19 protein-coding genes and 1 pseudogene are annotated in these 23,705 nt (G+C 39.1%); 7 read left to right on the top strand and 13 right to left on the bottom strand.

Features of this window, described 5'->3' with window-relative positions:
* The first annotated feature begins 38 nt into the window (after positions 1-38).
* Positions 39-530: an RDD family protein gene (locus tag ACQ86H_RS28410; protein ID WP_431293245.1), complete on the top strand. Its 492-nt coding sequence runs from the start codon at positions 39-41 to the stop codon at positions 528-530.
* Here the strand turns inward: ACQ86H_RS28410 and ACQ86H_RS28405 are convergent.
* The 11 genes and pseudogenes from ACQ86H_RS28405 to ACQ86H_RS28355 all read right to left on the bottom strand — a co-directional run bounded on the left by ACQ86H_RS28405 (position 511) and on the right by ACQ86H_RS28355 (position 16,183).
* Complete coding sequence (locus tag ACQ86H_RS28405) at positions 511-1,170, bottom strand: MgtC/SapB family protein (RefSeq protein WP_138819375.1); 660 nt, start codon at positions 1,168-1,170, stop codon at positions 511-513. The genes ACQ86H_RS28410 and ACQ86H_RS28405 overlap by 20 nt on opposite strands.
* Positions 1,171-1,193: 23 nt before the next feature.
* Positions 1,194-2,159 carry a PorP/SprF family type IX secretion system membrane protein gene (locus ACQ86H_RS28400; protein WP_431293244.1) on the bottom strand — a complete coding sequence of 322 codons (966 nt, stop codon included), beginning with the start codon at positions 2,157-2,159 and terminating at the stop codon, positions 1,194-1,196.
* A gap of 54 nt (positions 2,160-2,213) precedes the next feature.
* Positions 2,214-8,108, bottom strand: a complete 5,895-nt coding sequence (locus tag ACQ86H_RS28395; RefSeq protein ID WP_431293243.1) for a PKD domain-containing protein — start codon at positions 8,106-8,108, stop codon at positions 2,214-2,216.
* A gap of 352 nt (positions 8,109-8,460) precedes the next feature.
* Positions 8,461-10,093, bottom strand: a pseudogene (groL, locus tag ACQ86H_RS28390) (chaperonin GroEL).
* A 134-nt stretch (positions 10,094-10,227) separates the two neighbouring features.
* On the bottom strand, positions 10,228-10,518 hold the full coding sequence (locus ACQ86H_RS28385) for a co-chaperone GroES (protein ID WP_025141798.1): 291 nt from the start codon (positions 10,516-10,518) through the stop codon (positions 10,228-10,230).
* Between the two features lie 243 nt (positions 10,519-10,761).
* Positions 10,762-11,526, bottom strand: coding sequence for a TIGR03915 family putative DNA repair protein (locus tag ACQ86H_RS28380; protein ID WP_431293242.1), 765 nt, complete (start codon positions 11,524-11,526; stop codon positions 10,762-10,764).
* A 126-nt stretch (positions 11,527-11,652) separates the two neighbouring features.
* Complete coding sequence (locus ACQ86H_RS28375) at positions 11,653-12,909, bottom strand: putative DNA modification/repair radical SAM protein (RefSeq protein WP_431293241.1); 1,257 nt, start codon at positions 12,907-12,909, stop codon at positions 11,653-11,655.
* Positions 12,910-13,145: 236 nt separating this feature from the next.
* The gene (locus ACQ86H_RS28370) at positions 13,146-13,790 is read right to left on the bottom strand and encodes an HD domain-containing protein (RefSeq protein WP_431293240.1); all 645 of its coding nucleotides are present in this window, start codon (positions 13,788-13,790) and stop codon (positions 13,146-13,148) included.
* A 75-nt stretch (positions 13,791-13,865) separates the two neighbouring features.
* Positions 13,866-14,147, bottom strand: a complete 282-nt coding sequence (locus tag ACQ86H_RS28365; protein WP_431293239.1) for a helix-turn-helix domain-containing protein — start codon at positions 14,145-14,147, stop codon at positions 13,866-13,868.
* A 296-nt stretch (positions 14,148-14,443) separates the two neighbouring features.
* Positions 14,444-14,938: a hypothetical protein gene (locus tag ACQ86H_RS28360; RefSeq protein WP_138819383.1), complete on the bottom strand. Its 495-nt coding sequence runs from the start codon at positions 14,936-14,938 to the stop codon at positions 14,444-14,446.
* 66 nt (positions 14,939-15,004) lie between these two features.
* Entirely contained in the window at positions 15,005-16,183 is a 1,179-nt protein-coding gene (locus ACQ86H_RS28355) for a THUMP domain-containing class I SAM-dependent RNA methyltransferase (RefSeq protein WP_138820788.1), read from the bottom strand.
* Positions 16,184-16,254: 71 nt separating this feature from the next.
* Between ACQ86H_RS28355 and ACQ86H_RS28350 the strand changes: the two genes are divergently transcribed.
* The 3 genes from ACQ86H_RS28350 to ACQ86H_RS28340 all read left to right on the top strand — a co-directional run bounded on the left by ACQ86H_RS28350 (position 16,255) and on the right by ACQ86H_RS28340 (position 19,539).
* Positions 16,255-16,620 (top strand): DUF3127 domain-containing protein, encoded by a 366-nt coding sequence (locus ACQ86H_RS28350; protein ID WP_057933226.1) that lies wholly within the window; start codon positions 16,255-16,257, stop codon positions 16,618-16,620.
* A 251-nt stretch (positions 16,621-16,871) separates the two neighbouring features.
* Complete coding sequence (locus ACQ86H_RS28345) at positions 16,872-18,692, top strand: sensor histidine kinase (protein WP_431293238.1); 1,821 nt, start codon at positions 16,872-16,874, stop codon at positions 18,690-18,692.
* Positions 18,693-18,843: 151 nt separating this feature from the next.
* Positions 18,844-19,539, top strand: coding sequence for a response regulator transcription factor (locus tag ACQ86H_RS28340; RefSeq protein ID WP_138819385.1), 696 nt, complete (start codon positions 18,844-18,846; stop codon positions 19,537-19,539).
* A gap of 315 nt (positions 19,540-19,854) precedes the next feature.
* On the opposite strand, the gene ACQ86H_RS28335 is transcribed toward ACQ86H_RS28340, so the two are convergent.
* Positions 19,855-20,703 (bottom strand): menaquinone biosynthesis family protein, encoded by an 849-nt coding sequence (locus ACQ86H_RS28335; RefSeq protein WP_138819386.1) that lies wholly within the window; start codon positions 20,701-20,703, stop codon positions 19,855-19,857.
* 118 nt (positions 20,704-20,821) lie between these two features.
* Entirely contained in the window at positions 20,822-21,445 is a 624-nt protein-coding gene (gene mqnB / locus ACQ86H_RS28330) for a futalosine hydrolase (RefSeq protein WP_138819387.1), read from the bottom strand.
* A 93-nt stretch (positions 21,446-21,538) separates the two neighbouring features.
* Here mqnB and ACQ86H_RS28325 point away from each other — a divergent pair, with 93 nt between their 5' ends.
* The 3 genes from ACQ86H_RS28325 (at position 21,539) to fabD (ending at position 23,677) form a co-directional block, all read left to right on the top strand.
* On the top strand, positions 21,539-21,949 hold the full coding sequence (locus tag ACQ86H_RS28325) for a 6-pyruvoyl trahydropterin synthase family protein (RefSeq protein WP_138819388.1): 411 nt from the start codon (positions 21,539-21,541) through the stop codon (positions 21,947-21,949).
* A gap of 12 nt (positions 21,950-21,961) precedes the next feature.
* On the top strand, positions 21,962-22,597 hold the full coding sequence (gene folE / locus ACQ86H_RS28320; RefSeq protein WP_138819389.1) for a GTP cyclohydrolase I FolE: 636 nt from the start codon (positions 21,962-21,964) through the stop codon (positions 22,595-22,597).
* Positions 22,598-22,792: 195 nt separating this feature from the next.
* Positions 22,793-23,677: an ACP S-malonyltransferase gene (gene fabD, locus ACQ86H_RS28315; protein WP_431293237.1), complete on the top strand. Its 885-nt coding sequence runs from the start codon at positions 22,793-22,795 to the stop codon at positions 23,675-23,677.
* Positions 23,678-23,705 lie beyond the last annotated feature (28 nt).

The raw sequence follows: 23,705 nt of genomic DNA, 5'->3' as shown, positions 1-23,705 counted from the left end.
TGCATTACCTTAGAAAAATCTAATCCAAACGCTCCAAAATGGACTTTAATAACAATTATCAAGAAATTGATTTAAGCTACTGTCGTGCCAGCTCGGGCAAAAGATTCGCTAATTATATTATCGATACAATCGTATTTTACATCGTTTCATTCGGACTTGGGATAGTGATTGGTATTTTAAAGCCAAACCTTTTAGTGGGGGTAGATGACCTGTCGTTGCGTTTAGTTTTGCTATTATTTTATGGAATAGGGATGTTTATGACAGAGGCAATGTCTAATGGAAGATCGATAGGTAAATTAATTACCGGCACAAGGGCAGTAAATGTTGATGGTACTGATATGTCTTTTCAAAAAGCCTTTGTCCGGAATATTGTAAGGGCAATCCCTTTTAATGCGTTAAGTGCTTTGGGCACTCCAAGTATCCCCTGGCACGATCGCTGGTCGGACACAATGGTGGTTGACGAGAAAAAACTGGCCTTACAAACCCAAAAGGTAGATCTGTTTGATTCGGTTAGAAATCAAACTCAATAATATCATCATCTTTTAGCATCCGTTCTACAAACTTCTGGTGGTTTTGTGGCGTACCGGTAGCTGTCCAGTTTCCTGTAATGATGTTGTCTACCAACTGATGTTTGCCACGTTGCGGTTTCAACTTGCTTTCCCTAAAAACTTCTTCGTAACTTTCTAAATCGCCATGAGTATGTTGTTTTTTCACAATGCGATAAATCCGCTTGGTAAAACGGCGGTCGCCAATTTCTTCTAAAAAAGGAAAGATAATCAAAGCCAGCATCACGACTATGGTAACGCCAATGGCCTGTTCGTAATAACCAGAACCTACTGCCATACCAATGGCTGCCACAATCCAGATGATACATGCCGTAGTTAGGCCTTTAACGCGGTTTTCTTCTTTAAAAATTACACCAGCGCCAAGAAAACCAATACCTGTAACAATGTTCGAGGCAATGCGATCCTGACTGGTGGACCCGATATTGATGGACAGGATGGTAAATAAGGTAGCGCCTAAACCAATCATCATCATGGTTTTTAATCCGGCAGATTTACTTCTGTATTCGCGTTCGGCACCGATTATACCGCAAAGCAGGGTAGCCAATAAAAATTTATTGATTTCACTTTGTGTAATGAAATGGTTTTGGTCTATGATTTCGTTCATCGCCTTGAATTATCAAAGGCAAATTAATAAAAATCATAACATCTCAGGCCATTTGCCCTGCCACCATTTGAACTATTTTGAAAATATTTTTCATAGCCTACACCGATTTCAGATGTTCCGCCCGTGTTACTGTAGTTAATTTTAGAGGTTGTAGCATCGTGACTAATCCCTACCCTGAACTTTTCACCATTGGTTCTTCGGTTAAAAATATCGAAGATTAAAGAAAATACAATTGCATCATTTCCATTCGAATTGCCATCGTTGCGATACCAAATACCTGCATTTATGCTTGCATATTTATATTGCATGCCTACACTGAAAGATTTTACGTTGCCCTGTTTGTAAGCTACAATTGAAGGAATCAGGTAGTTTCCATCGCGATCGTACTCATCGGGCACCAGGGTTAGCTTATAACTTAAATTGCCTGAAATACGCATCGGTAACTTGGCCTGAAAACCCGATAAGGATTCATCCGGACGGTTAAGGTGATGGGCTGCTAATCCCGCCATGAACTTTCCCACCACCAGGTTGGCACCAGCATTGGAATCGAAGTAATATCGACTATCTACATTTGGTCTTTCAGCGCCTGAAATACTGCCCGGAATATAGCCTGTACTGATATCGATCTGATCGCCAAATACCAGTTTATCCCAGTTTAGTTTTTGGTTGGTAATGCCTCCCTGCAAACCAAATGATAAGGCAAAATCGTCTCCACCGATGATATAGGAATAGCTTAACGCAACATTGTTCTTCACCAGGTAAGCGGTACCCTCGCTACTACGGTTAAAAATAATCCCAATGCCGCTGTTTATTCTACTGAGATTGAGATCCCCTGAAGCTGTCATGTACGAATAGTCGCTGGCCAGACCAGTCCATTGATTACGGTAAAGTGCGTTAAACCTCATATCGCCTTCAAACTGGCCGGTAAGTGCAGGGTTTAGGTAAATTGGCGCATTGTAAAACTGTGAGTAAATATAGTCCTGCGCCATCGAAAAGATTGGCAGTAAACAAAATAAAAATATTATTATCCTTCTACTCATCATCTATCTGATTAAATATATTACACCTGTTTTTTTCGGAGGAGATGAATCGTAGGTCATCCCTTTCCAGTCGCTTCCGTTAATAAATTTGATATCTACTTTCCAGTAATAAACACCCTGTGGCTGATCCTGGCCTTTATAAGTGCCATCCCAACCTTCTGAAGGTGCGCCTTCATCTAATTTTGTTGTTTCCCAAATTAACTGCCCCCATTTGTTAAAAACAGACATGTTCCATTCTTTTATGCCCCGACCTTTTGCTTTAAAGGTTTTAATTTCATTTTTCGCGCTTGCTGGCATAAAGGAGTTCGGTATGTTTAAGTTGCCTGGTACACTGATAATTCTCACTGATTGGAAGGTAGTAGCTAAACAGCCTGTCTTATTTAACACTTTTAAGGTTACGGTGTAAGTACCTTCGTTGGCGTAAGTATGGTTAGGGTTTTGTAGGGTTGATTTAGCACCATCGCCAAAAGACCATTCCCAGCTAACCGCATCTGTACTGATATCTTTGAAGCCAAACGTATAGTTTGGAACAGCTGTTTCGTTACCTGGTGTAACCGTGAATGTTGCCACAGGTGGGGCAGAAATATGGATAAAATCGGTTATTGTGGTGGTATTGGTACAGCCTTCTGCATTGCTGGTGGTGAGTGTAACGGAATAATTTATACCTGAACCAGTGTAAGTATGTTGTGGTTCAAATTCATTTGAAATTGGAGAACCATCCCCAAAGTCCCAACGATAGCCGATCGCACCTGTACTTGTATTTTTAAATTGGACGGCAAGTTTGGTACAGTCAGTTGTTTTATCGGCAGTGAAACTTGCTGTTGGCTGAGCAAGTATGGTTACGGTTTCTGTAGTGAAATTCTTCGAACAATCGTTTTCTGCATCCAACCTGATCGTATATTTTCCGGCTTTGGTAAAAGTGTAAGGGAAAACACCTGTTGTATTTGATGGAAGTTTGGTTATGTCGCCAGTATCTTCATTGGTAAAGGTATAAACGAAACGGCTTGCTCCACTGGTATTGTTCACAAAATTTACTGTGAAAGGCGCGCAGCCTTTTTTCTCGGTTCCATTTACCACTAATTCTGGTATAATATTATTAGGTGAAACTACAATGGTGTTAGTAGATGAGTTTGTTCCACAGGTATTTTTAGCAGTCATTGTGACGATAAAATTCTTAACGAAAAGCGTGCTAAACGTATGGCTTACTGTTCTTCTATCAGGATAGGTTTCTGATGGTGTACCATCACCAAAATCGTAAGTATAGGTTGTTCCTGCGCTTTCTGGAGAGGTATTGCTAAAATTTACCAGCAAATCAGCACATCCTGTTGTTTTATCGGGCGAAAATACAGCAACAGGTTTGGCATGCACAATAACTGTTGCAGTTGTTATAACGGGCGGACCACAGGGTACGGTCGTTGTTAGTGTGATGTTATAAGTTTTGTCTTTCCCGGTTGGATCTGCCTGAAAAGTTATTGCTGCGGGCTGTGCCAGGTTAGAAAATTGTCCATTGCCGAAATCCCAGGCGTAGGTTGCACCATTGAGCGGATTGGTCGTATTGGTAAAGGTAACATTAAGCGGTCCGCAGCCTTCGTTAATACTTGTTGTAAAAGAGGGAGTAATTACAGGAAGCGCGCTAAATACTTCACTTTTTTCATCCGTGTTACAACCCAGACTACTGGTGACAACAAGTTTTATAGTTACGCTTTCATTGCCATTCATGATGGTGTAACCTGGAAATGTTGACCCTACTCCGATTTGTACATTATTGGCAAACCAGGTGTAAATACTGTTCCTGTCGGGATATAAAGTTGCAGCAATATTGCCTGCATCCAGAATAAAAGGTGCACAGCCAACATTTTTATTATAAGTAATTTCTGCTTTAGCATGTGGATTAACCGTTATTTTAATCTGGTTGCTTAAATTGCTACTACATGGGCCACTGGTTACTGATCGCCGATAATAAATACTTGCACTTGGTGTTGGCGGTGTAAAGCTTATACTGTTTGCGCCCAATACATCGCTCCAGGCGGTTCCATTTAAGCTAGATTGCCATTGATACACATAAGTTCCGTTGCCACCACTTGGCACATTACCTGTTAAAGCTGCCGCAGCTGTGCCGATACAGATATTTTGATTGGCAGAAATGGTATTGTTGGTTAGCCCTGGTAAAACAGTAACCTGTAATGAATTACTGATGGAAGTGCAGACAGTACTGTTCACCAACCTTCTAAAATAGGTAGAAACTGAAGCTGTTAAGGTTAAATCTTTATTAATGGCTGAAGGGATGTTGGCCCATGTATTGCCATCGGCACTGCTTTGCCATTGGTAGTCAAATGTTCCTGCTCCTCCAGTTGGTGTATCGCCGGTAATCGTGATGGTTTGCCCTTCACATGCCGGAGTAGCAGATGCGGAAATATTATTGGTAACTGGCAGATAATAAGTAATGGTTACGTCATCGGTAGAGGGTGGGCAACCACCGAAACCGGTAATGGTCCATCTAAAAGTATAAGTTTGGCCGGGTACGAGGCCAGTAACGGTGGTGTTGCTAAGCGTAGGATTGGTTATGGTAATACCGGATTGTCCTGATGTTAAGGTCCATGTACCACTGTTAGGCGAAGCATCGTTGCCGGATAAGGTGATGCCGTTACCACTGCACAGGCTTTGATCTGAGCCTGCATTTGCCACAACGGTACCCGGATTTACAGTGATGGTAGTTATTGTTGATGTGGCTTCTGCACAACTACCGCTTTGTACTACCGCACGGTATTGTGTAGTGACGGTGAGATTAGAAAACACATAAGGATTTGCTGTAGAGGTAATGGTCGCCCAGTTTGCCCCGTTATCGATAGATCTTTCCCAACGGATAATATTTCCAACCAGCCCTGTTAGATTGATGTTTCCGCCATTTGCACCTGCACATACATTCGCATCGCCAGTTGTGGTACCCCCGACACTGAGCGGGTTAACTGTGATTTGAACATCATCGCTCGATGTTGAGCAACTGGCATCGCTTATGGTCCATCTTAAGGTATAGGTATTTCCAGCCTGTAGCCCTGAGATATTGGTATTGCTCTGTGTATCATCTGCGAATGTTACGGTTGCAGGCGCAGAAACGATAGTCCATTTACCTGTACCCACTACCGGACTGTTTCCTTTTAATGTATAAGATGTGGCATTGCAGACCGCCTCATCCGGACCAGCGTTTGGCAATGTTGCATTTGGTAGAACCGTAATCGTAATGGTAGCCGGTGCACCCGGACAGCCGTTTGTAGATATTGGAGTGATGGTATAAGTTACTGTACCTGATGTGGTACCCGAATTGGTTAAAATATCATTAATCTGGGTTTCTGCCGATGCTACCACTCTATTGCTATTCCCAGTTATTGCCCCTGTTACTGCACTGGTATAGGTATAATTTATGTCAGTTAGATTTGCTGATAGAGTAATGGCTGATGAGTTGGTATTACAAATTGTTGAATTTGAGGTCGTTACTGTCGCAATGGGATTCGGCTTAACCACAACAAGTAATAAGAAAGGTGTTCCATCGCACCCCTCTGAATGAGGCGTAATGGTATAGGTAACATTTGCATCTGCATTGAGATCGTTATTGGTGAGTATGTCGTTAATATCCCCGGTTCCGGTTGTCGTGTAACCAGCTGCAGATGTTGTTCCTGTAGCCGTCCAGGTATAGGTAACGCCTGCTGCCGCAGAAGTTGGTGTGTAGGCTACATTATTACCTGTGCAAATGGTTTTAGTTGCTGCACTTGTTAAACTGATATCGGGTTTTATTTTTAAAATAATATCGTCATCTATCTGGTTACATGGTGCGGCAAGTGAGGTAGTTACCCTTAAGGTTAAAGTAACCGTACCTGCAGCTTTTTCAGCTGCTGTTGGGGTGTAGGTTGCATTTAAATCATTTCTGCTAGGGTTAAATTCTCCCTCGCCCCCAATCCAGCTTTGCGTGGTAGTGGCTCCGGTTACCGTTCCGCTTAAAGTAAAGCTTGGGTCATTGAAGCAGATGCTTTGGTCAGGGCCTGCCTTAATTACAGGGGAAGTGCTGAAGGTTAGGATTTGGGTATCTTCGGCTGTGCCGCAATTGTTTTTATGGATGACCTTTACTGTATAAGTATCGTAGCTATCGAATTTTATTGATGGGTATTTAGAGTTCGTTGTTGTACCTCCTTCAAAACTATAGGTACCTGCTCCCGATGGAGTAACCGTCCAGGTATAAGTGTCTGGTAAATCTTTTGTTGTGCCTGTAATTAACGTTTGGGTTGGTCCTGTTGTGGTATTGTTAAAATCGTAAGTAGCAAGATTACACAGCGTGATATCGGGCGAAAGTGTAGCTTTCGGGCTTTCATTTACCACAACAGTTTGTGGCAGGCTAACAACCGGACCACATGATGGCGTAGAAATGCTTAACGTAATGGTATAAGTGCCCGGAGTGGTAAAGCTGAATACGGGTTCCTTGCTTGTTGCACTTGTGCCTTCTGCAAAATCAACAGCAGGAGAAACCGACCAGGAGTAACTGTTAGCAGCATCACAGATATTATCTAAAACTGAAAGATCAGAAGCTTTTAGAGTTGTTCCCGTACAAATCGTTGTTGATGGTAAATTAAAATCAGGTTTAGGTGGATCCTGGATACAGATGGAGTATATTACGTTTTCAGCCGGACAAGGGCCCAGGCTTTTAGACTCTAGTTTTACTTCATGATTTCCATGAGTTAAAAACTTATGTACAAAAATATAAGATTTAGGTTGGTTTGCCTTAATAAGGACTCCATCAACGTACCAGTTAAAAGTCACATTGTTAGGGGTACATTCTGCAGTATTGGTTTCTGGATTTTCTCCTAATGTTGATGTATTTACAAAAGGAATATCAGCATTGGTACAGCCAATGGGAGTAAAGCTAAAATCATTTTTAGGTTTTTCAACGACTTTGGCGGACGAGGAGACGGGAGTTCCGATTTTGCCGCAAAAATTATTTAGTACATTAATGGAAACATCAAAAGCATTGTAAATGGTTCCTGCACTTGATGTGGAAACACTCCCGCAAGACGATCTCGAGTAAGTGTGTTTAATTTGTCCGTTATTTCTAATAATCTCACAAAGGGTGTAGGTACTTGCAGTCTGGTCTCCCCATGTTATGGAATAAATATCTCCGGGAAAATTATTTTGAATACCAGAAACTGAAGTTACATCAACATTAAATGTAAAGTCTGCAGATGGCAGACATAACACTGGATTTCCGGTGCTGGCAAAAGCGGTTACTGCTTTGTTATTAATCAGCAGATAGGCTTTAGTGGCTAAACTTCCATCAGGCATTTTTGCCTTTGCTATGATGGTATAGTGCACTTGTTTGGCAATAAAAGTTTGAAGTGGATTGGTGAAATTCAATGTTTGAGGAGTCCCCTGGTTAATTTCGTCAGTTATTTCTGCAGTTACTTCACTGCCAGCTGTAGATTCATTTTCAAGAACGAATGAATTGTCTGGCCGGCTGCTACAGGTGCCAAAGGTTTCGTTGTTCGCTGCATTTAGCAATGTTGAGGTTAACTTTGCCTCAACCGCTGTTCCTGCTTTTACTTCAAAAGCCGATGAGGGTGCGCTTACAGATACGGGACTGGTGGATTTTACCCTGATCCTATAGCCTGTGCCGGAAGCAAGTACCGCTGGAAGTTTGCCGTTTATGTACGTGCTGTAAAATCCGGTATAACTTCCGATAAGGGTTTCGGTACTGAAATCTCCATTTTGATCTGATAAGTAGAGTTGAAATTGATTATCCTGCAATATACAACTAGCAGGTATAGCGAAAGGAACAGCAATGGTACTGCCCGGAGTATATGGTCCTGAATCTACCGTGCCAACCGTTACCTGCGCTAAAACGTTTGACGTGAGCAAGAATGACCCAAAAAATAGAACAAAAGAAAACCATTTCCTTTTACAACGAATCTTCATAAACAGCTAACACTAGGGATTGATTTTATTGCGTTCCGGAGACCTTGTCAGTTTAACTTGGTTTAATCCAATATCATAAATGAGTACCAGACCTGAGACACATCAATAAATAATTAGGTGTAAATAACGTCAAATTTTATTTACAGGAACAAAATTTTACACCAAAACTAACTAAATTTGTAGGTTACAAAGCCCTTAAAGCGTCTTTTTGGATGCAAATTGGGCATAAAAAAACCCTCAAGGTATTAAACCTTGAGGGAATATTTTACACGAAATGCTTTCGTGATGGGATATTTTACATCATGCCGCCCATTCCGCCGCCGCCCATTGGAGGCATCGGAGCACCACCTTCTTCAGGTTCGTCTGCTAAAACAACTTCTGTAGTTAATAACATAGCTGCAATAGATGCTGCGTTTTCTAAAGCTACACGGCTCACTTTAGTTGGGTCGATAACACCTGCACCAATTAAGTTTTCGTAAACATCAGTACGTGCATTATAACCGAAATCGGCTGTACCTTCTTTAACTTTTGAACTACGATAGACCCTTCAATACCTGCGTTTTCGCAAATTTGGCGTAATGGCTCTTCAATAGCGCGACGGATGATCTGAATACCAGTGTTTTCATCTTCATTAGCACCTTTTAAGTTTGCTAAAGCTTCAACAGCACGGATAAAAGCAACACCACCACCAGCAACAATACCTTCTTCTACAGCCGCACGGGTTGCATGTAAAGCATCATCAACACGGTCTTTTTCTCTTTCATTTCAACTTCACTAGCTGCACCTACATAAAGAACTGCAACACCGCCAGCCAATTTAGCCAAACGCTCTTGTAATTTTTCTTTATCGTAATCAGAAGTAGTCGTTTCGATCTGAGATTTAATTTGGCTAACACGAGATTTAATATCTTCTGAATTACCAGCACCATTGATTACCGTTGTATTGTCTTTGTCAACAACAACTTTCTCAGCAGAACCTAAATAAGTTAAATCAGCATTCTCTAATTTATAACCTCTTTCTTCTGATACTACGATACCGCCAGTTAAGATAGCGATGTCTTCCAACATTGCTTTTCTTCTATCACCAAACCCTGGAGCTTTAACAGCAACAACTTTCAATGAACCACGGATTTTATTAACTACTAAAGTAGCTAAAGCTTCGCCATCTAAATCTTCAGAAATGATTACCAATGGTTTACCAGTTTGAACAGTTTTTTCTAAAACCGGCAACAATTCTTTCATGTTGCTGATTTTTTTGTCGTAGATTAAAATGTATGGGCTGTCTAATTCAGCTTCCATTTTATCAGCGTTGGTCACAAAATATGGAGATAAATAACCTCTGTCAAACTGCATACCTTCAACTGTTTTAACTTCAGTTTCAGTACCTTTTGCTTCTTCAACAGTAATTACACCGTCTTTACCAACTTTACCCATTGCCTCAGCAATTAGCGCACCGATTACTTCATCATTGTTAGCAGAGATAGATGCAACTTGTTTAATTTTATTGTTGTCTTCGCCAACCGTTTGAGATTGTGCTTTTAAGTTTTCTACAACAGCAGCAACCGCTTTATCTATACCGCGTTTTAAATCCATTGGATTTGCACCGGCAGCAACGTTTTTAATACCTGTAGTGATAATCGCCTGAGCCAATACAGTAGCAGTAGTAGTACCATCACCAGCAATATCAGCTGTTTTTGAAGCTACTTCTTTAACCATCTGAGCACCCATGTTCTCAACAGCATCTTTTAATTCGATTTCTTTCGCTACGGTAACACCATCTTTAGTGATTGCCGGTGAACCGAATTTTTTATCGATAATTACGTTACGGCCTTTTGGACCTAATGTTACTTTTACTGCATTTGCAAGAATATCAACACCTCTTTTCAGGGCGTCGCGTGCTTCTACGTTATATTTTACTTGTTTTGACATTTCTTTTTTGAATTTTGAATGATTGTATGATAGAATGATTGAATTTGTATTCTTTTCATTCTAACATTGTTATTTTATTTGTTGATTAATGCTGAATTCACCTATTCGAAATTCAGACATTCGATCATTATTTATTACCCAACAACAGCGTAAATATCAGTTTCGCGCATAATAAGGTAATCTTTACCTTCGTAAGGAAACTCAGTACCGCCGTATTTACCATAAATTACAACATCGCCAACTTTTACACTCGCTTTTTTACCTTCAGAATCTTCTTCAGAAACAGATACAACAGTTCCTTTAGATGGTTTTTCTTTTGCAGTATCAGGGATATACAAACCTGATGCAGTTTTTTCTTCTGCCGCAGCCGGTTCAACGATTACTCTGTTCGAACTGCCAGCAATTGGTTTAAGGTTTAACGCCATAACTTTATTATTTTTTATTTTGATTTTAAGTTTTTTAACTATGCATACATTTAACACTTTTTATGCCAAGTGAGTTGGAGGGACAAATTTTCACCAAACTGTCAATCTTTTCACACAAATGGAGCATGTGAGTGTCAGCATGGCAGTAAGCTTTAATCTTTTTGCCAGACTTATTGTTGTCGTGGATGATGACCTTTAGCATCGACAGCTTCAATAGCTATAGGTTTAGGAAAGTTGTCAATGCTAAAGCGGCGCTTTTTCTGTCAAATATTTCCAGTATCTTTTGGGTACATGCTGCACATGCAATTTGGTATTTTTGCGGGCTACAATATTTGCACTTTTAAAATAATCTTTCCAAAGTGTTGCATATAAAGCTTCGCCTTCATCCATTAAAACCGGAGCAGGATTCTGCTTATTTACGCCATTGCTAAAACTGATGGTGATTTCTTCAACCGTATTTAGATTATAATGCAAACCATATTTGCGTTTTAAATCATAAATCAACCATTGTTGATCAGCATATCGATTTTTAAAATGATTGGATATTAAGGGTAAAACATTAAAATCAGGATCGATACTGGCATAAAATATTCCGTCGCCCGTTTTCTGGAAACGGATAAATGCTTCCATCCTGTGTTTTTCCCGCTCTACACTTTTGGCATATTTGGCTAATGCAATTACATGTTCGCTGCCATAATTATTTTCGGCACCTAACTGATTTTGAAAAATATAAAGCGTAAACTGAAACAGGTGGTGATAAGCTTCCGGAATTTCTGATAAATAACTGCAGTAATATTTGCGAAGCCAATCCTTTTTGAGTTTCTTTTCCAGTCCCGCCCAAACCCGGTCGGCTTTTTCTGCATCAGTAGTTATGGTAAAACTTTCTGCAAAAGCTTCAGGCTGGAAAATTTCGGTCGATTTTAACACAACTTTTCCCGGTTTACGTTCAAACCATTCAAAAACTGCTGTTAAAAGTCCTTGTAAGGAGCCATCGAAAATGTAGGTCATTGGTTGTTTGTTAGATCGTCATCTCGACTGAAGCGAAGCGGAATGTAGAGACCTAACTAGATAGATTTCTCGACTCCGTTGCACCCGATAGCTATCGGGTCCGCTCGAAATGACGATTACTGGTTTTTAAAACAAAATCATCTGGTTACTATCTGTTTTTAAATATTTGCTTTGGCTTTCGGCCAAAATAAAAGCTTTAATCTGTGTGCCCTGATAATCTTTCAATTGGTACGGACTATCTAAACAGGTGATAAAATGTTTCGCCCGGTTATAAGCCACACCGATTTTTTTTAACTGATCAATCCTGAGTTTACCGAATTTCCTGGCCTGTACAATCTTTTTAGCCGACATGACGCCAATCCCCGGTATCCGGAGAATCATTTTATAATCAGCCGTATTAATATCTACGGGGAAGTGCTGCATGTTGCGGATCGCCCAGCTAAGTTTTGGATCAATATCTACGTCAAGATTAGGGTTGGCATCATTTAAAATTTCCTGCACTTTAAAACCATAAAAGCGCATCAGCCAGTCGGTCTGATACAAGCGGTTTTCTCTTAATAATGGTGGCTGGGTACCCAAAACGGGCATCCGTGTATCGTTACTGATGGGTACATAGCCCGAATAATAAACCCTCTTTAGGGCAAAATTTTTATAAAAAGCATTGGCCGTGTACATAATATCCTTATCGCTTTCGGGCGTAGCGCCAATGACCATTTGGGTACTCTGGCCTGCCGGTACAAATTTTGGCACATGTTTAATCAGTTTTTTATCTGCGATAAACTGTGTAATCTGTTGCTGTACAAACCCAAGTGGTTTAATTACATCTGCGTGGTTTTTCTCTGGCGCCAAAAGTTTTAAACCAGCTTCGGTGGGCATTTCTAAATTGATGCTCATCCTGTCAGCATAAAGGCCAGCCTCTTTAATCAGTTCATCGCTGGCTCCCGGAATGGTTTTCAGGTGGATGTAACCATTGTAATTCTGCTCCAAACGCAATTTTTTTACCACCAGGAGTAAACGTTCCATAGTAAAATCGGCATTTTTAAAAATCCCTGAACTTAAAAACAATCCCTCAATATAGTTCCGTCGGTAAAAATTCATGGTCAATTCTACCACTTCATCTACGGTAAAGGCGGCACGTTTTATATCGTTACTTTTACGTGAAACACAGAACAAACAATCGTAAATGCAGTGATTGGTTAGGAGAATTTTTAATAAAGAAACACATCTCCCATCTTCTGTATAAGTATGGCAAATGCCCGAAGTATGGCTGTTGCCAAGCCCTTTTGTATCATTCTTTCTCGTGCCGCCACTTGATGAACAAGAAACATCATATTTAGCGGCATCAGCAAGAATATTTAATTTTTCACGAATGCGATCAGACATAGGAAGTAATTTTACTAACAAAGATAGTTTAATAACTAAAAATATTAGTAAATTGATTTGTTTAATCTATTCGAATTTGGAATAATCGTAATAATTAAAATTATTCAAAGGATTCAATTTCCAGTTCAGGGATAAAAAAGTATTTTTAATTTAAACCTTTTTCGCTAACCAAGATTTTACTGTGTAAAAAGATCAGGTTATTAAGGAGGTGAAGAACACAAGAGTTTTGTTGTGGGTTATTTGCCTTCCCATTCTTTATAAAAGTGTTCCAGATAGAGCAGCATAAAATTGTGCCTTTCTACTGCTATTGCTTTTCCAGCTCCAGTATTCATCATATCTTTTAACAGTAGCAGTTTTTCGTAAAAATGATTAATGGTAGGGGCAGTGGTGTTTTTATAACTTTCTTTGCTAATGTGCGTTTCTGGTAATATAGCCGGATCATAAAGCACCCTGTTTTTGAATCCCCCGTAGGTAAATGCCCTGGCAATTCCAATGGCACCAATAGCATCTAAACGATCTGCATCCTGTACAATTTTCATTTCTTTCGAAGTAAAACCTGCTCCATCAAAACTATTTTTGAATGACATGTTTTGAATAATCAACTTAACATGCGCAATAACCTCAGCTTCAACAGCAATTGATGCCAAAAATGAAGCAGCCATATTAGGTCCCAGTTCTTCATCACCATTATTGAATTTAGGATCAGCAATATCATGCAATAATGCAGCAAAGGCCACCACAAGTTCATCGCCATTTTCTTGGTGATTGATAGTTAAAGCGGTTTTAAAAACACGCTCAATGTGGAACCAATCATGTCCTGCCTCAGCATGCGCTAATGTTTCTTTTACAAAATCAATGGTTTTCTGGATGGTAACCTGCATAAGATCGAATTTTTTTCCAAAGGTATTGGAATTATCTGCAGGGATAAAAAAAATGATATCAACAGCGACCGGAGATTAACTCACGGTCGCTGCCCTGCTTTCATCATCAGCAATAATTTTAATTAAATCATTGTGGTTGAGGGTCAATAAATGAGATACTTCAACCTCTAAAATTGCTGCAATGTGAAATAAACGGTCAATAGTTAATTTACTATAACCGAGCTCAATTTTGCTGTAAGCATTCTGTGATATTTTCAGTTTCGCTGCCAGATAATCCTGAGTATAATCTCTGTATTCTCTAATTTTTCTAATATTCCCGGCAACATTCTTCGTTTTTAACGCCAATACATCTTCCATAAAAGGGATAATTTTTTAATGTTTTTTATTATGTACGAAACTTTTATTCCTATAGATTTTAAAAATTTAATTTTAGCACTATAAGGAATTACGCGAACCGGGATGGTGAATTGAATATTATAACAACGGACAACCTAAAATGTTTAGGTATTTTGTTTGATAATCAGGTTTTTGAAGTGATTTTTTTTAGATAAATGAGAGGAGATAGGAGTGATATGAGATGTTTAAAGATACATCATGTTTGCGACCAAATCTGCGAAAGAAAAGATCGAGATAATAAAATTAGCTGTCAAAAGTTAATATAACCCCCAGTCATCTTCAAACTCGTCTTTTTCGAAATATTTAACCCATTCGATAAAGAGTAGACGAAATTTTTCAATTTCGTCTAAAACAATGTTTTTATACTCTGGCGTGCAGATTTCGAACATATCTGCCGCTCTTACCTGGGTTTCTAATTCACGGCAGTTCGTTCGGATAATAGAAGCATTTTCCATTCTCAAAATATACATATCCGCACCTTCTGCCCCAACAATTTTAGGGCATAACATCAGTGCATTCTGCATAATTAAGTTAGCGGTCATTTCGGCCATTTCTCCTTCCAGTGTTTCACAGAACAGGGCGGCATATTTGTATACAGCTCTTGCCTGGTTGTAAAGACTTTTAGCCCTGGTTACTTTAAGTCTAACCTTTTCGGCATCAACACTTGATAGATTTTCTTCATCCTCATCATCCCGGCCAAATCGGCTAAAATGCTCCCATTCGGGCATATGATCCATGTCGTCAAATTCCATATTTTTCAAAATTTTTACGTTATGGTACGTAATAGAGCGTAATATATTAATTTTCAATGAAAAAGACTAGGCGTCAATTAATGGTGCCCGGCGAGAGCCATCATATAATTCATACTCTAATAAACGACAGTCTAATTTACCATTATAAAATTCAACTTTTTTAGCCGCTTTTAATCCAATTTTCTTTGCAAGATCAGGATTTCCGGTGAAAATATATCCAGAATAGCCTTTACATTTCGTTTTCATAAAATCGCCCATGCGTTTATAAGTCAATTCCAGCTTGCTGTGCACACCCAGGCGTTCGCCGTACTCAGGGTTAAAAACAACAACACCTTTGCCCTCTTCGGGAACTGGTGTTAATTCAAAATCGCAAACTTCAAATTCAATTAAAGTATCAACACCTGCCGTTTTAGCGTTTCTACGGGTTACTTCAACTGCATCTTCCGACAAATCGGAAGCTACAATTTTAAGATCAACATTTTTAATTACCTGCTCTTTTAAAATTCTGCGTTCAGCGAAAAAATCTTCTTCGTTGTAGCCTAATATATGCATAAAACCATAATTCATGCGGTATAATCCCGGGGCGCGGTTAGTGGCAATCAGGGCTGCTTCAATAGCTAATGTTCCTGAACCGCACATGGGGTTAATAAATGGCGATTTCTTATCCCAGTTGGTTGCTAAAATAACCCCGGCTGCCAGGGCCTCTAACATAGGTGCCTTTCCGGGAATTTTACGGTAACCGTGTTTGGCCAGCGTTTCGCCTGAAGTATCCATAAAAACATCAGCATCGGCATCTTTCCAGTATAAATGCACCACTGTTTTGTTTGCATCCGATCCGGAGTTAGGGCGGATGCCTTTTTTCTCTTTCATACGGTCTGCAATAGCATCCTTTACTTTTAAGTTTGCAAAAAGCGGCGTGGTAATATTCGGGTTATCAACATTTGACGTTACGGAGAAATAACCCGAAAAATCAATCAGTTCTTCCCACTCAATGGCTGCAATTTCATTATATAAGTCATCCGGTGTAATGGCTTTGAAACTTTTGATGGCATATAGAATCTGACTGGCACAGCGTAAGTTTAAATTTAGCTTAATACACTCTGTAAGGGTGATATTGAGCTCAACACCCGTAGCAAAAGACCGCTCGATGGTATAACCTAAAGCGGTAACTTCTTCTTGTAAGTAAGGCGAAAGGCGCTTGTTGCAGGTAATAATTACCTTGCTTTTATTGTGGAAAACTTGCATCATAATATATGCGAAGTTATCAATAAAATTATAGAGATTTGATGTTTATAGTACATTAAGTAGTATTAGATATGGAAATTAAAGGAAAAGTACACGAAGTAGGTGCCACACAACAAGTAAGTGAAACGTTTAAAAAACGTGATTTAATAGTAGAATACGCAGAAAATCCAACATACCCAGAATATATCCGTTTTGAGGCTTTACAAGATAAAACTGCATTATTAGATACATTTAAAGCAGGCGATGAGGTTGAGGTTTTCTTTAATTTACGTGGTCGCCCATGGACAGATAAAGCGGGTAAAACATCATATTTTAACAGCTTGGTTATTTGGCGTATCAATGCAGTTGCAGCAGGTGCTCCGGCAGCTACGCCAGCTTATGCAGCTCCGGTTGATGTAAGCAATGCGCCAGGTGAAGATGATGATTTGCCTTTCTAAATAAAGAGTCTTTTTTAAGCAAACAATTTTGAACCATGCCGAGGCTTAGCCTCGGCATTTTTTTGCCCAGGCCAGACTTCAGAAGTTTCGTATGCCCAGGCTGGGTAAACTTCGGAAATCTTTCCAATGCCTCTCGCTGTTAAAATATGTTAAAAACCAACACTTGGCTTAGCTATTCAGTATTTTTGATATCTGTTTAGATTTAAGAAGATTATGTTCGGTTTTTTTAGGTTTAAAACCCAATCTGGTTCATGAAGAAAAGAAGTTTTTGGTTAATTACGGTTTTAATGACAGTAGCACTACTGGGCGTGTTTGTAATGCAATTGTATTACATCCGTGAATCGTATAAACTAAAATCCCAGCTTTTTGATGAACAGGTAAATCAAACGCTAACTTCGGTAGTAAATAAAATACAACGTAGAAATGTTGCCGATCACCTCAACCGCAAAGATGCAGAAAACAAGCTGAAACAGCTCCAGGATTCGAGGCAGCGTGTGCTTGATATTAAAGATTTACGGCAACAATATGCACAAGAGGCAGAGTTGCGGCAAGCCGAAAGGGAAAATCAGATCGAAAGTTACCTGAACCAACAAGATAGTATTATCCAGGTATCTTACCGGGCGCCCAATGTAATTTCTGAAAGGGAATATACTTCGTTAACTTCAAAAAATGGCGATAAACTGGATTTGCAAATGGACGCATTCATTGATGTTAAAAGCCTTATTTTAAAAGGTTATAGCATGCGCACAAAACCTTTTGCTGCCCCACCAAAAGCATTCGAATTTAAAAGTTTGCAAAGCTTGCCAGATTCTTTAAGGTATTTGGTTTTTGATCCCAGAAACGGCAATCCCGGCTTTGTAAGTGTTCCAAAGATTTCTGACGATTTAGAGAAAAAATTTAAACGGGAAGATGAGATTGCTAAAAAGCAGTTAGAACTAAAAATTGCAGCGCTGGGCAAAGATACTTTTTCGTATACAAGGTTAAGCGTGGTTGAGGATGTGTCTAAAGAACTGCAGGAAACCAATGTGCCAATTTATAAACGCATTAATTTTAGTTCTTTAGGCCGTTTATTAAAGCAGGAACTCCTTGCCAATAATATTACACTAGAACCTTCTTACCGGATTTCGTTAGCCAGAAAAGATTCGACCATTTTTATGACGGCCTCTAACGTTAAAGGAGAGTTTTTGCCCGAAAACACCTACAAAACACCTTTGTTTGGAAACGATATCTTTCGCGATCCCGGAATGCTCTTCGTCAGTTTTCCGAATAAAAATTCGGCCATTATATCTAATCTAAGTGTTACACTAGCCTCATCAATTGGTCTGTTACTGGTACTTGTTTTCATCTTCTCTTATACCCTGTATGCTATCTTGAAGCAGAAAAAACTGTCTGAAATGAAAACAGATTTCATCAATAATATGACACACGAGTTTAAAACGCCTGTAGCTACTATTATGATTGCCAGTGAAGCTTTAAAAGATCCGGAGGTGACAGAAGATAAAGCCCGGTTAAAACGTTTGGCAGGGATTATTTATGATGAAAATGTTCGCCTGGGTAGTCACATTGAACGTGTTTTAAGTATTGCCCGCTTAGAAAAGGGCGAGCTTAAAATGGAGAACACGGAAGTAGACGTGAACGATTTAATTGTGATTGTGTTAGATAGTATGGAATTGCAGCTGCAGAAAAGGAATGCCATTATTAATGTACATACCGGTGCAGAAAATGCTGTTGTATACGGCGATGAGCTGCACCTGTCTAATGTAATTTATAACCTTATTGATAATGCGAATAAATACAGTAGCGGTACGCCGGAGATTACCATTACGACCCGCAATGCCGGCAAGAATTTAATTATCCAGATAGCGGATAAAGGAATAGGCATGACCAAAGAGCAGTCTAAAAGGATTTTCGATCAGTTTTATAGGGTACCAACAGGTAATTTACATGATGTTAAAGGCTTTGGTTTGGGTTTAAATTATGTTCAGGATATTATTAAAAAACTGAACGGAACAGTTAAGGTAAGTAGCGAAAAAGATAAAGGAACAACGTTCGAAATATCTTTACCTTTATAAAAGCTGCTTTATTGATGTATTAAAATTGAACGGTTTAATAGCTCATATTGTGGAGTATTAATTTAATCTACAGCATAAATTAAACTGTTATACATATTCAGAATCAAACTTCCAGTGTGGCTAATGCTACGTAATGAATAAAAATAAGAAAATGAAAAAAATACTTCTGGTAGAAGACGACCCAAATTTAGGTTTATTGTTACAAGACTATTTGCAGTTAAAAGGCAAGTTTGATGTAGTATTATGCACCGATGGTGAAGATGGTTTGAAAACATTTAATAAGCAAAACTTCGATTTATGTATTTTAGATGTGATGATGCCTAAAAAAGATGGTTTTACCTTGGGGAAAGATATCAGGAAGATAAATACCCAGGTACCCATTATTTTTGCAACTGCTAAAACCATGTTAGAAGATAAATCTGCGGCCTATGATTTAGGTGGTGATGATTATATTACTAAACCTTTTCGCATAGAAGAGCTATTACTGCGCATTAACGCGATGTTTAAACGCATTGCCAATAAAACAGATAATAACGATGAGGCTGCCGAAACACAGTTTTCTATTGGTCAGTATCATTTTGACTATACTACCCAGATTATTACCGATAACGATCATCAACAAAAACTGTCTACCAAAGAAGCTGAGCTGTTGCGTTTACTTTGTTTAAAAAAGAATACCGTTTTAACCCGTGAAGAAGCACTGTTGAGCATCTGGCATGATGATAATTACTTTAATGGAAGAAGTATGGATGTGTTTTTAAGTAAGTTACGTAAGTACCTTAAGGCCGATCCGACAGTAGAGATTATTAACGTGCACGGAAAAGGTTATAAGTTATTGGTAGGATAAGGTTTTAAGCCGGGATGTTCTACAGTATCATTCTTAAACATATAATTTTCCATAATTGTTAAAAGTTGCAATGTTGTAAAGTTGAATGTTTTACGCGCCAAAATCAATATTTAAGTCTTTCCAATCATATTCTTCTTGAAGAGTAATTTTTCGTGTGAAAATCTCCCTCAAGTTACCGTTATTTCGAGCGGAGTGCAACGCAGTCGAGAAATCTATTTAGATGGGCCTTTCCAGCGCGTCGTCACCCTGAACTTATTTCAGGGTCTTTCATGCAAGATTAGATCTCTCCGCTACAGTCGAGATGACGGGGACGAATTAAATATACAGGTTCTCCTGAATGGCAGGAATAATTCCGCGTTCCTGGGCAAGTTTAAATAAGGTATCAATGGCTTTACGCCCTTCTTCGCCAAGGTTTATACTATATTTATTCACATATAATTCGATGTGTTTGTACATCACACTTTCTTCCATGGCCTGGGCATGCTGGCGGATAAAATCGATACCCGATTGTGGATGTGCAAAGGCAAACTCTACAGATTGGCGGATTAAACGGTTCACCTTTAACTGCACCTCCCGATCTAAATTACGGTTAATTACGATTCCGCCTAATGGAATGGCGCAACCGGTTAGTTTTTCCCAATAATCGCCTAAATCAACAATTTTGGTTAATCCCTTATCCTGGTAGGTAAACCTGTTTTCATGGATAATCAATCCTAAATCAATCTGCCCGTTAAGCAAAGCCGATTCAATTTCCGAAAAAACAAGTTCCTGTTTGTTTTGTAAATGGGGGTAAGCAATTCCCAGCAAGAAATTCGCAGTTGTATACTTTCCCGGTATGCCAACCCTCAGTTTTGAATCTGGTGTTTGGAGTTCAGCATCTTTTTCTCGATTAAAATCCTTATTACTGATCAATAGTGGACCTACGCCGAATCCGAGGGCACTCCCAGCATCCAATAATGCGTATTGGTTAGCTACGTAGGCAAATGCATGAAAACTTAACTTGGTAATGTCTAATTCGCCCTTGAGTGCCTTTTGGTTTAAGGTTTCAACATCATCGTAAGAAACCTCAAATTCTAATCCTTCCGTATCAATTTTATGGTGAATGAGCGCATCGAAAATAAATGTATCGTTAGGGCAGGGAGAAAATCCAAGTGTAAGTTTCATCTATTTATTTTTTTGTTTTCAGTTGTTAGATGGAGCCTTTGACAATTAAATTAATTATTTTAATTGTGTCGGGTTCATAAATCAAAATTAACTACTGTGGTAAACTAATTAGTCATAATCAGTTCATTTCTCCAACAAAAGCAATGGCCCAGTCGTTCAGGTTTTTAATGGCCAAACCAATTTTCCAGTTGTCTTTATTTCTCGGTTCTACATAATTAGATATACTTCTAATCTGTAAACAATCTATATTTAACTGTTTGCAGGCATAAAAAACAGCAGCTCCCTCCATGCTTTCGGTAATTGGATTTAACCTCTCAATTAAATTTTTGATGCTTTTTTCGCTCCCCGTCACACAGTTCACAGTTATGCCTTTTGCTATAGGTAGAGTAACGCTTTTTTGTGTTTTCGAGATGTAGTGGTTCTCCCCAAAACCTAAGTCACTTATGGTTAAAAATTCGTCGCCATTTTCAGCGCCCAGTTCAGCAAAAGTATCTTCGGTAATATTTAACACCGTACCTAAAGCCAAATTCCGATCGAAGCTTCCGGCAATGCCGAAATTTACCACAAGGCTATATTTAGATGAGAGATGTTTGCCCAGGGCAAAGGCTGTTGACACCATCCCAACTCCGGTAATCAGCAAATCGAAATTTTTGCTTTCTACAAAATCTCCGTCTGGTAAATTAAAGTGCTGGTAAAAGAAGGTAAGTTCGGCTTTTGTGGCAGCAACAATTAAAGTTTTCATGATGTAAAGTTAGCAGATTGTTTTCTTTTAGCTTTGGTCTTTAGTCTTTAAGCTTAAACCTTTATCCGTATATTTGCATTTTATTTTACAATAATGATTTACATAACAAGAAAAGCATCATTTAATGCGGCGCACAAATTGGCTCGTACCGATTGGGATGATGATAAAAATAGTGAAGTTTATGGTAAATGCGCCAACCCAAACTGGCATGGCCATAACTATTGGCTGTATGTTACAGTAAAAGGTGAAGTGAATCCGGAAACAGGTTTTCTGGTTGATCTGAAATGGCTTAAAGAGGTAATGAACGACTATGTAGTAGATAAAGTTGATCATAAAAACTTAAACCTCGACGTTGATTTTATGAAAGGCAAACTGGCTTCTACAGAAAATCTGGCCATCGAAATCTGGAAGCAGTTAGAAGCACCAATCGCAGAAAGCGGTGCTGTTTTGCATTGCGTAAAAATATACGAAACCGAAAATAATTTTGTTGAATACTTTGGTTAAAAACCTGAATTAATGAGCAATAAAGACGTATTGAAAGGCGAATCGAGAGACGGTTATGTAAAAATAGACCGTTACAATGAAGATAAAATTAAAGCTGTAGCTACACATTATAAAGATATTCTTGGCCAGTTGGGCGAAAATCCGGAGCGGGAAGGTTTACTAAAAACACCTGAACGCGTAGCTAAAGCGCTGCAATATTTAACACATGGCTACGATTTAAAGCCTGATGAAATCCTTAGATCAGCCATGTTTGAAGAGGATTACAGCCAAATGGTGGTGGTTAAAGATATTGAAGTATATTCGATGTGCGAACACCACATGCTGCCATTCTTCGGCAAAGCACATATTGCCTATATTCCTAACGGACACATTGTGGGCTTAAGTAAAATTCCTCGTGTGGTTGACGCTTTTGCCCGCCGTTTACAGGTACAGGAACGTTTAACGAACGAGATTAGAGATTGTATCCAAAATACCCTTAGCCCTATGGGCGTTGCGGTGGTGATTGAGTGCAGGCACTTATGTATGTCTATGCGTGGTGTACAAAAGCAAAACTCGGTGACAACAACATCTGCCTTTACAGGAACCTTTTTAAGTAACGATAAAACAAGATCTGAGTTTTTAAGGTTAATTACTGCAAGTTTAGACTAGATGTAGAACTGAGACGTGAGATTTTAGATATGAGCGCTAATCATTTCAAAAATAGCCAAAAATCTGATTAGAGAATTAAAGTCGATTGAATTTAATTCTGTGATTAATTCAAATCCGATTTTTGGGAAAATAATTATATTAGTTGAGTTTAGGCGAAATGTCTCAAATCTCACGTCTCAAATCTCAATACTTAATATGAAAAGAGCATATATTTTTCCCGGACAGGGAGCACAGTTTGTAGGCATGGGTAAAGATCTTTACGAAAACCCAAAGGCAGCAGCATTATTTGAACAGGCCAATGAAATTATCGGTTTCCGCATTAGCGATATTATGTTTAGCGGAACAGATGAAGAACTTAAGCAAACCAATGTAACCCAACCAGCAATCTTTTTGCATTCGGTTATATTGGCCAAAGTGTTAGGTGATGATTTTAAACCAGATATGGTTGCTGGTCACTCTTTAGGTGAATTTTCTGCTTTAGTAGCTGCAAATGCATTGAGCTTTGAAGATGGATTAAAACTGGTTATTGCCCGCGCAAATGCTATGCAAAAAGCATGCGAGGCACAGCCATCAACCATGGCGGCTATTTTAGGTTTAGCTGATGATGTGGTTGAAAAAATCTGTGCCGAAATTGATGCTGTAGTGGTTCCTGCAAATTACAACTGCCCCGGGCAATTGGTAATATCGGGCAGCATAGAAGGTATTGATCTTGCTTGTGCCAAATTAACTGAAGCTGGAGCAAAAAGGGCATTAAAATTAAATGTAGGGGGTGCATTTCATTCTCCGTTAATGGAACCGGCAAAAATTGAATTACAGGCTGCTATTGAAGCCACCAATATTGCATCACCAATTTGCCCCGTTTATCAAAATGTTGATGCTAAGCCATATACAGATCCAACTGAGATAAAGGCTAATTTAATTAAACAATTAACCGGTGCTGTGCGTTGGACACAGACAGTAGGTAACGTGCTTGCCGATGGCGCAACTGAATTTGTAGAGGTTGGTCCGGGCAATGTATTGCAGGGATTGGTTAAAAAAGTAAGCCGCGAAGTACAGACAAGTAGTGCTGCAATAGCTTAATTTATTCGAATAGAATATTTAACGCCAT

Source organism: Pedobacter sp. P26 (assembly GCF_050632135.1).
Classification (GTDB): Bacteria; Bacteroidota; Bacteroidia; order Sphingobacteriales; family Sphingobacteriaceae; genus Pedobacter.
This window is presented reverse-complemented; position numbering and strand designations above follow the sequence as displayed.

Coding starts and splice junctions, on each gene's coding strand:
- ACQ86H_RS28410 (WP_431293245.1), top strand. CDS start 39: ATGGACTTTAATAACAATTATCAAGAAATTGATTTAAGCTACTGTCGT.
- ACQ86H_RS28405 (WP_138819375.1), bottom strand. CDS start 1,170: ATGAACGAAATCATAGACCAAAACCATTTCATTACACAAAGTGAAATC.
- ACQ86H_RS28400 (WP_431293244.1), bottom strand. CDS start 2,159: ATGGCGCAGGACTATATTTACTCACAGTTTTACAATGCGCCAATTTAC.
- ACQ86H_RS28385 (WP_025141798.1), bottom strand. CDS start 10,518: ATGGCGTTAAACCTTAAACCAATTGCTGGCAGTTCGAACAGAGTAATC.
- ACQ86H_RS28380 (WP_431293242.1), bottom strand. CDS start 11,526: ATGACCTACATTTTCGATGGCTCCTTACAAGGACTTTTAACAGCAGTT.
- ACQ86H_RS28375 (WP_431293241.1), bottom strand. CDS start 12,909: ATGTCTGATCGCATTCGTGAAAAATTAAATATTCTTGCTGATGCCGCT.
- ACQ86H_RS28370 (WP_431293240.1), bottom strand. CDS start 13,790: ATGCAGGTTACCATCCAGAAAACCATTGATTTTGTAAAAGAAACATTA.
- ACQ86H_RS28365 (WP_431293239.1), bottom strand. CDS start 14,147: ATGGAAGATGTATTGGCGTTAAAAACGAAGAATGTTGCCGGGAATATT.
- ACQ86H_RS28360 (WP_138819383.1), bottom strand. CDS start 14,938: ATGGAATTTGACGACATGGATCATATGCCCGAATGGGAGCATTTTAGC.
- ACQ86H_RS28355 (WP_138820788.1), bottom strand. CDS start 16,183: ATGCAAGTTTTCCACAATAAAAGCAAGGTAATTATTACCTGCAACAAG.
- ACQ86H_RS28350 (WP_057933226.1), top strand. CDS start 16,255: ATGGAAATTAAAGGAAAAGTACACGAAGTAGGTGCCACACAACAAGTA.
- ACQ86H_RS28345 (WP_431293238.1), top strand. CDS start 16,872: ATGAAGAAAAGAAGTTTTTGGTTAATTACGGTTTTAATGACAGTAGCA.
- ACQ86H_RS28340 (WP_138819385.1), top strand. CDS start 18,844: ATGAAAAAAATACTTCTGGTAGAAGACGACCCAAATTTAGGTTTATTG.
- ACQ86H_RS28335 (WP_138819386.1), bottom strand. CDS start 20,703: ATGAAACTTACACTTGGATTTTCTCCCTGCCCTAACGATACATTTATT.
- mqnB (WP_138819387.1), bottom strand. CDS start 21,445: ATGAAAACTTTAATTGTTGCTGCCACAAAAGCCGAACTTACCTTCTTT.
- ACQ86H_RS28325 (WP_138819388.1), top strand. CDS start 21,539: ATGATTTACATAACAAGAAAAGCATCATTTAATGCGGCGCACAAATTG.
- folE (WP_138819389.1), top strand. CDS start 21,962: ATGAGCAATAAAGACGTATTGAAAGGCGAATCGAGAGACGGTTATGTA.
- fabD (WP_431293237.1), top strand. CDS start 22,793: ATGAAAAGAGCATATATTTTTCCCGGACAGGGAGCACAGTTTGTAGGC.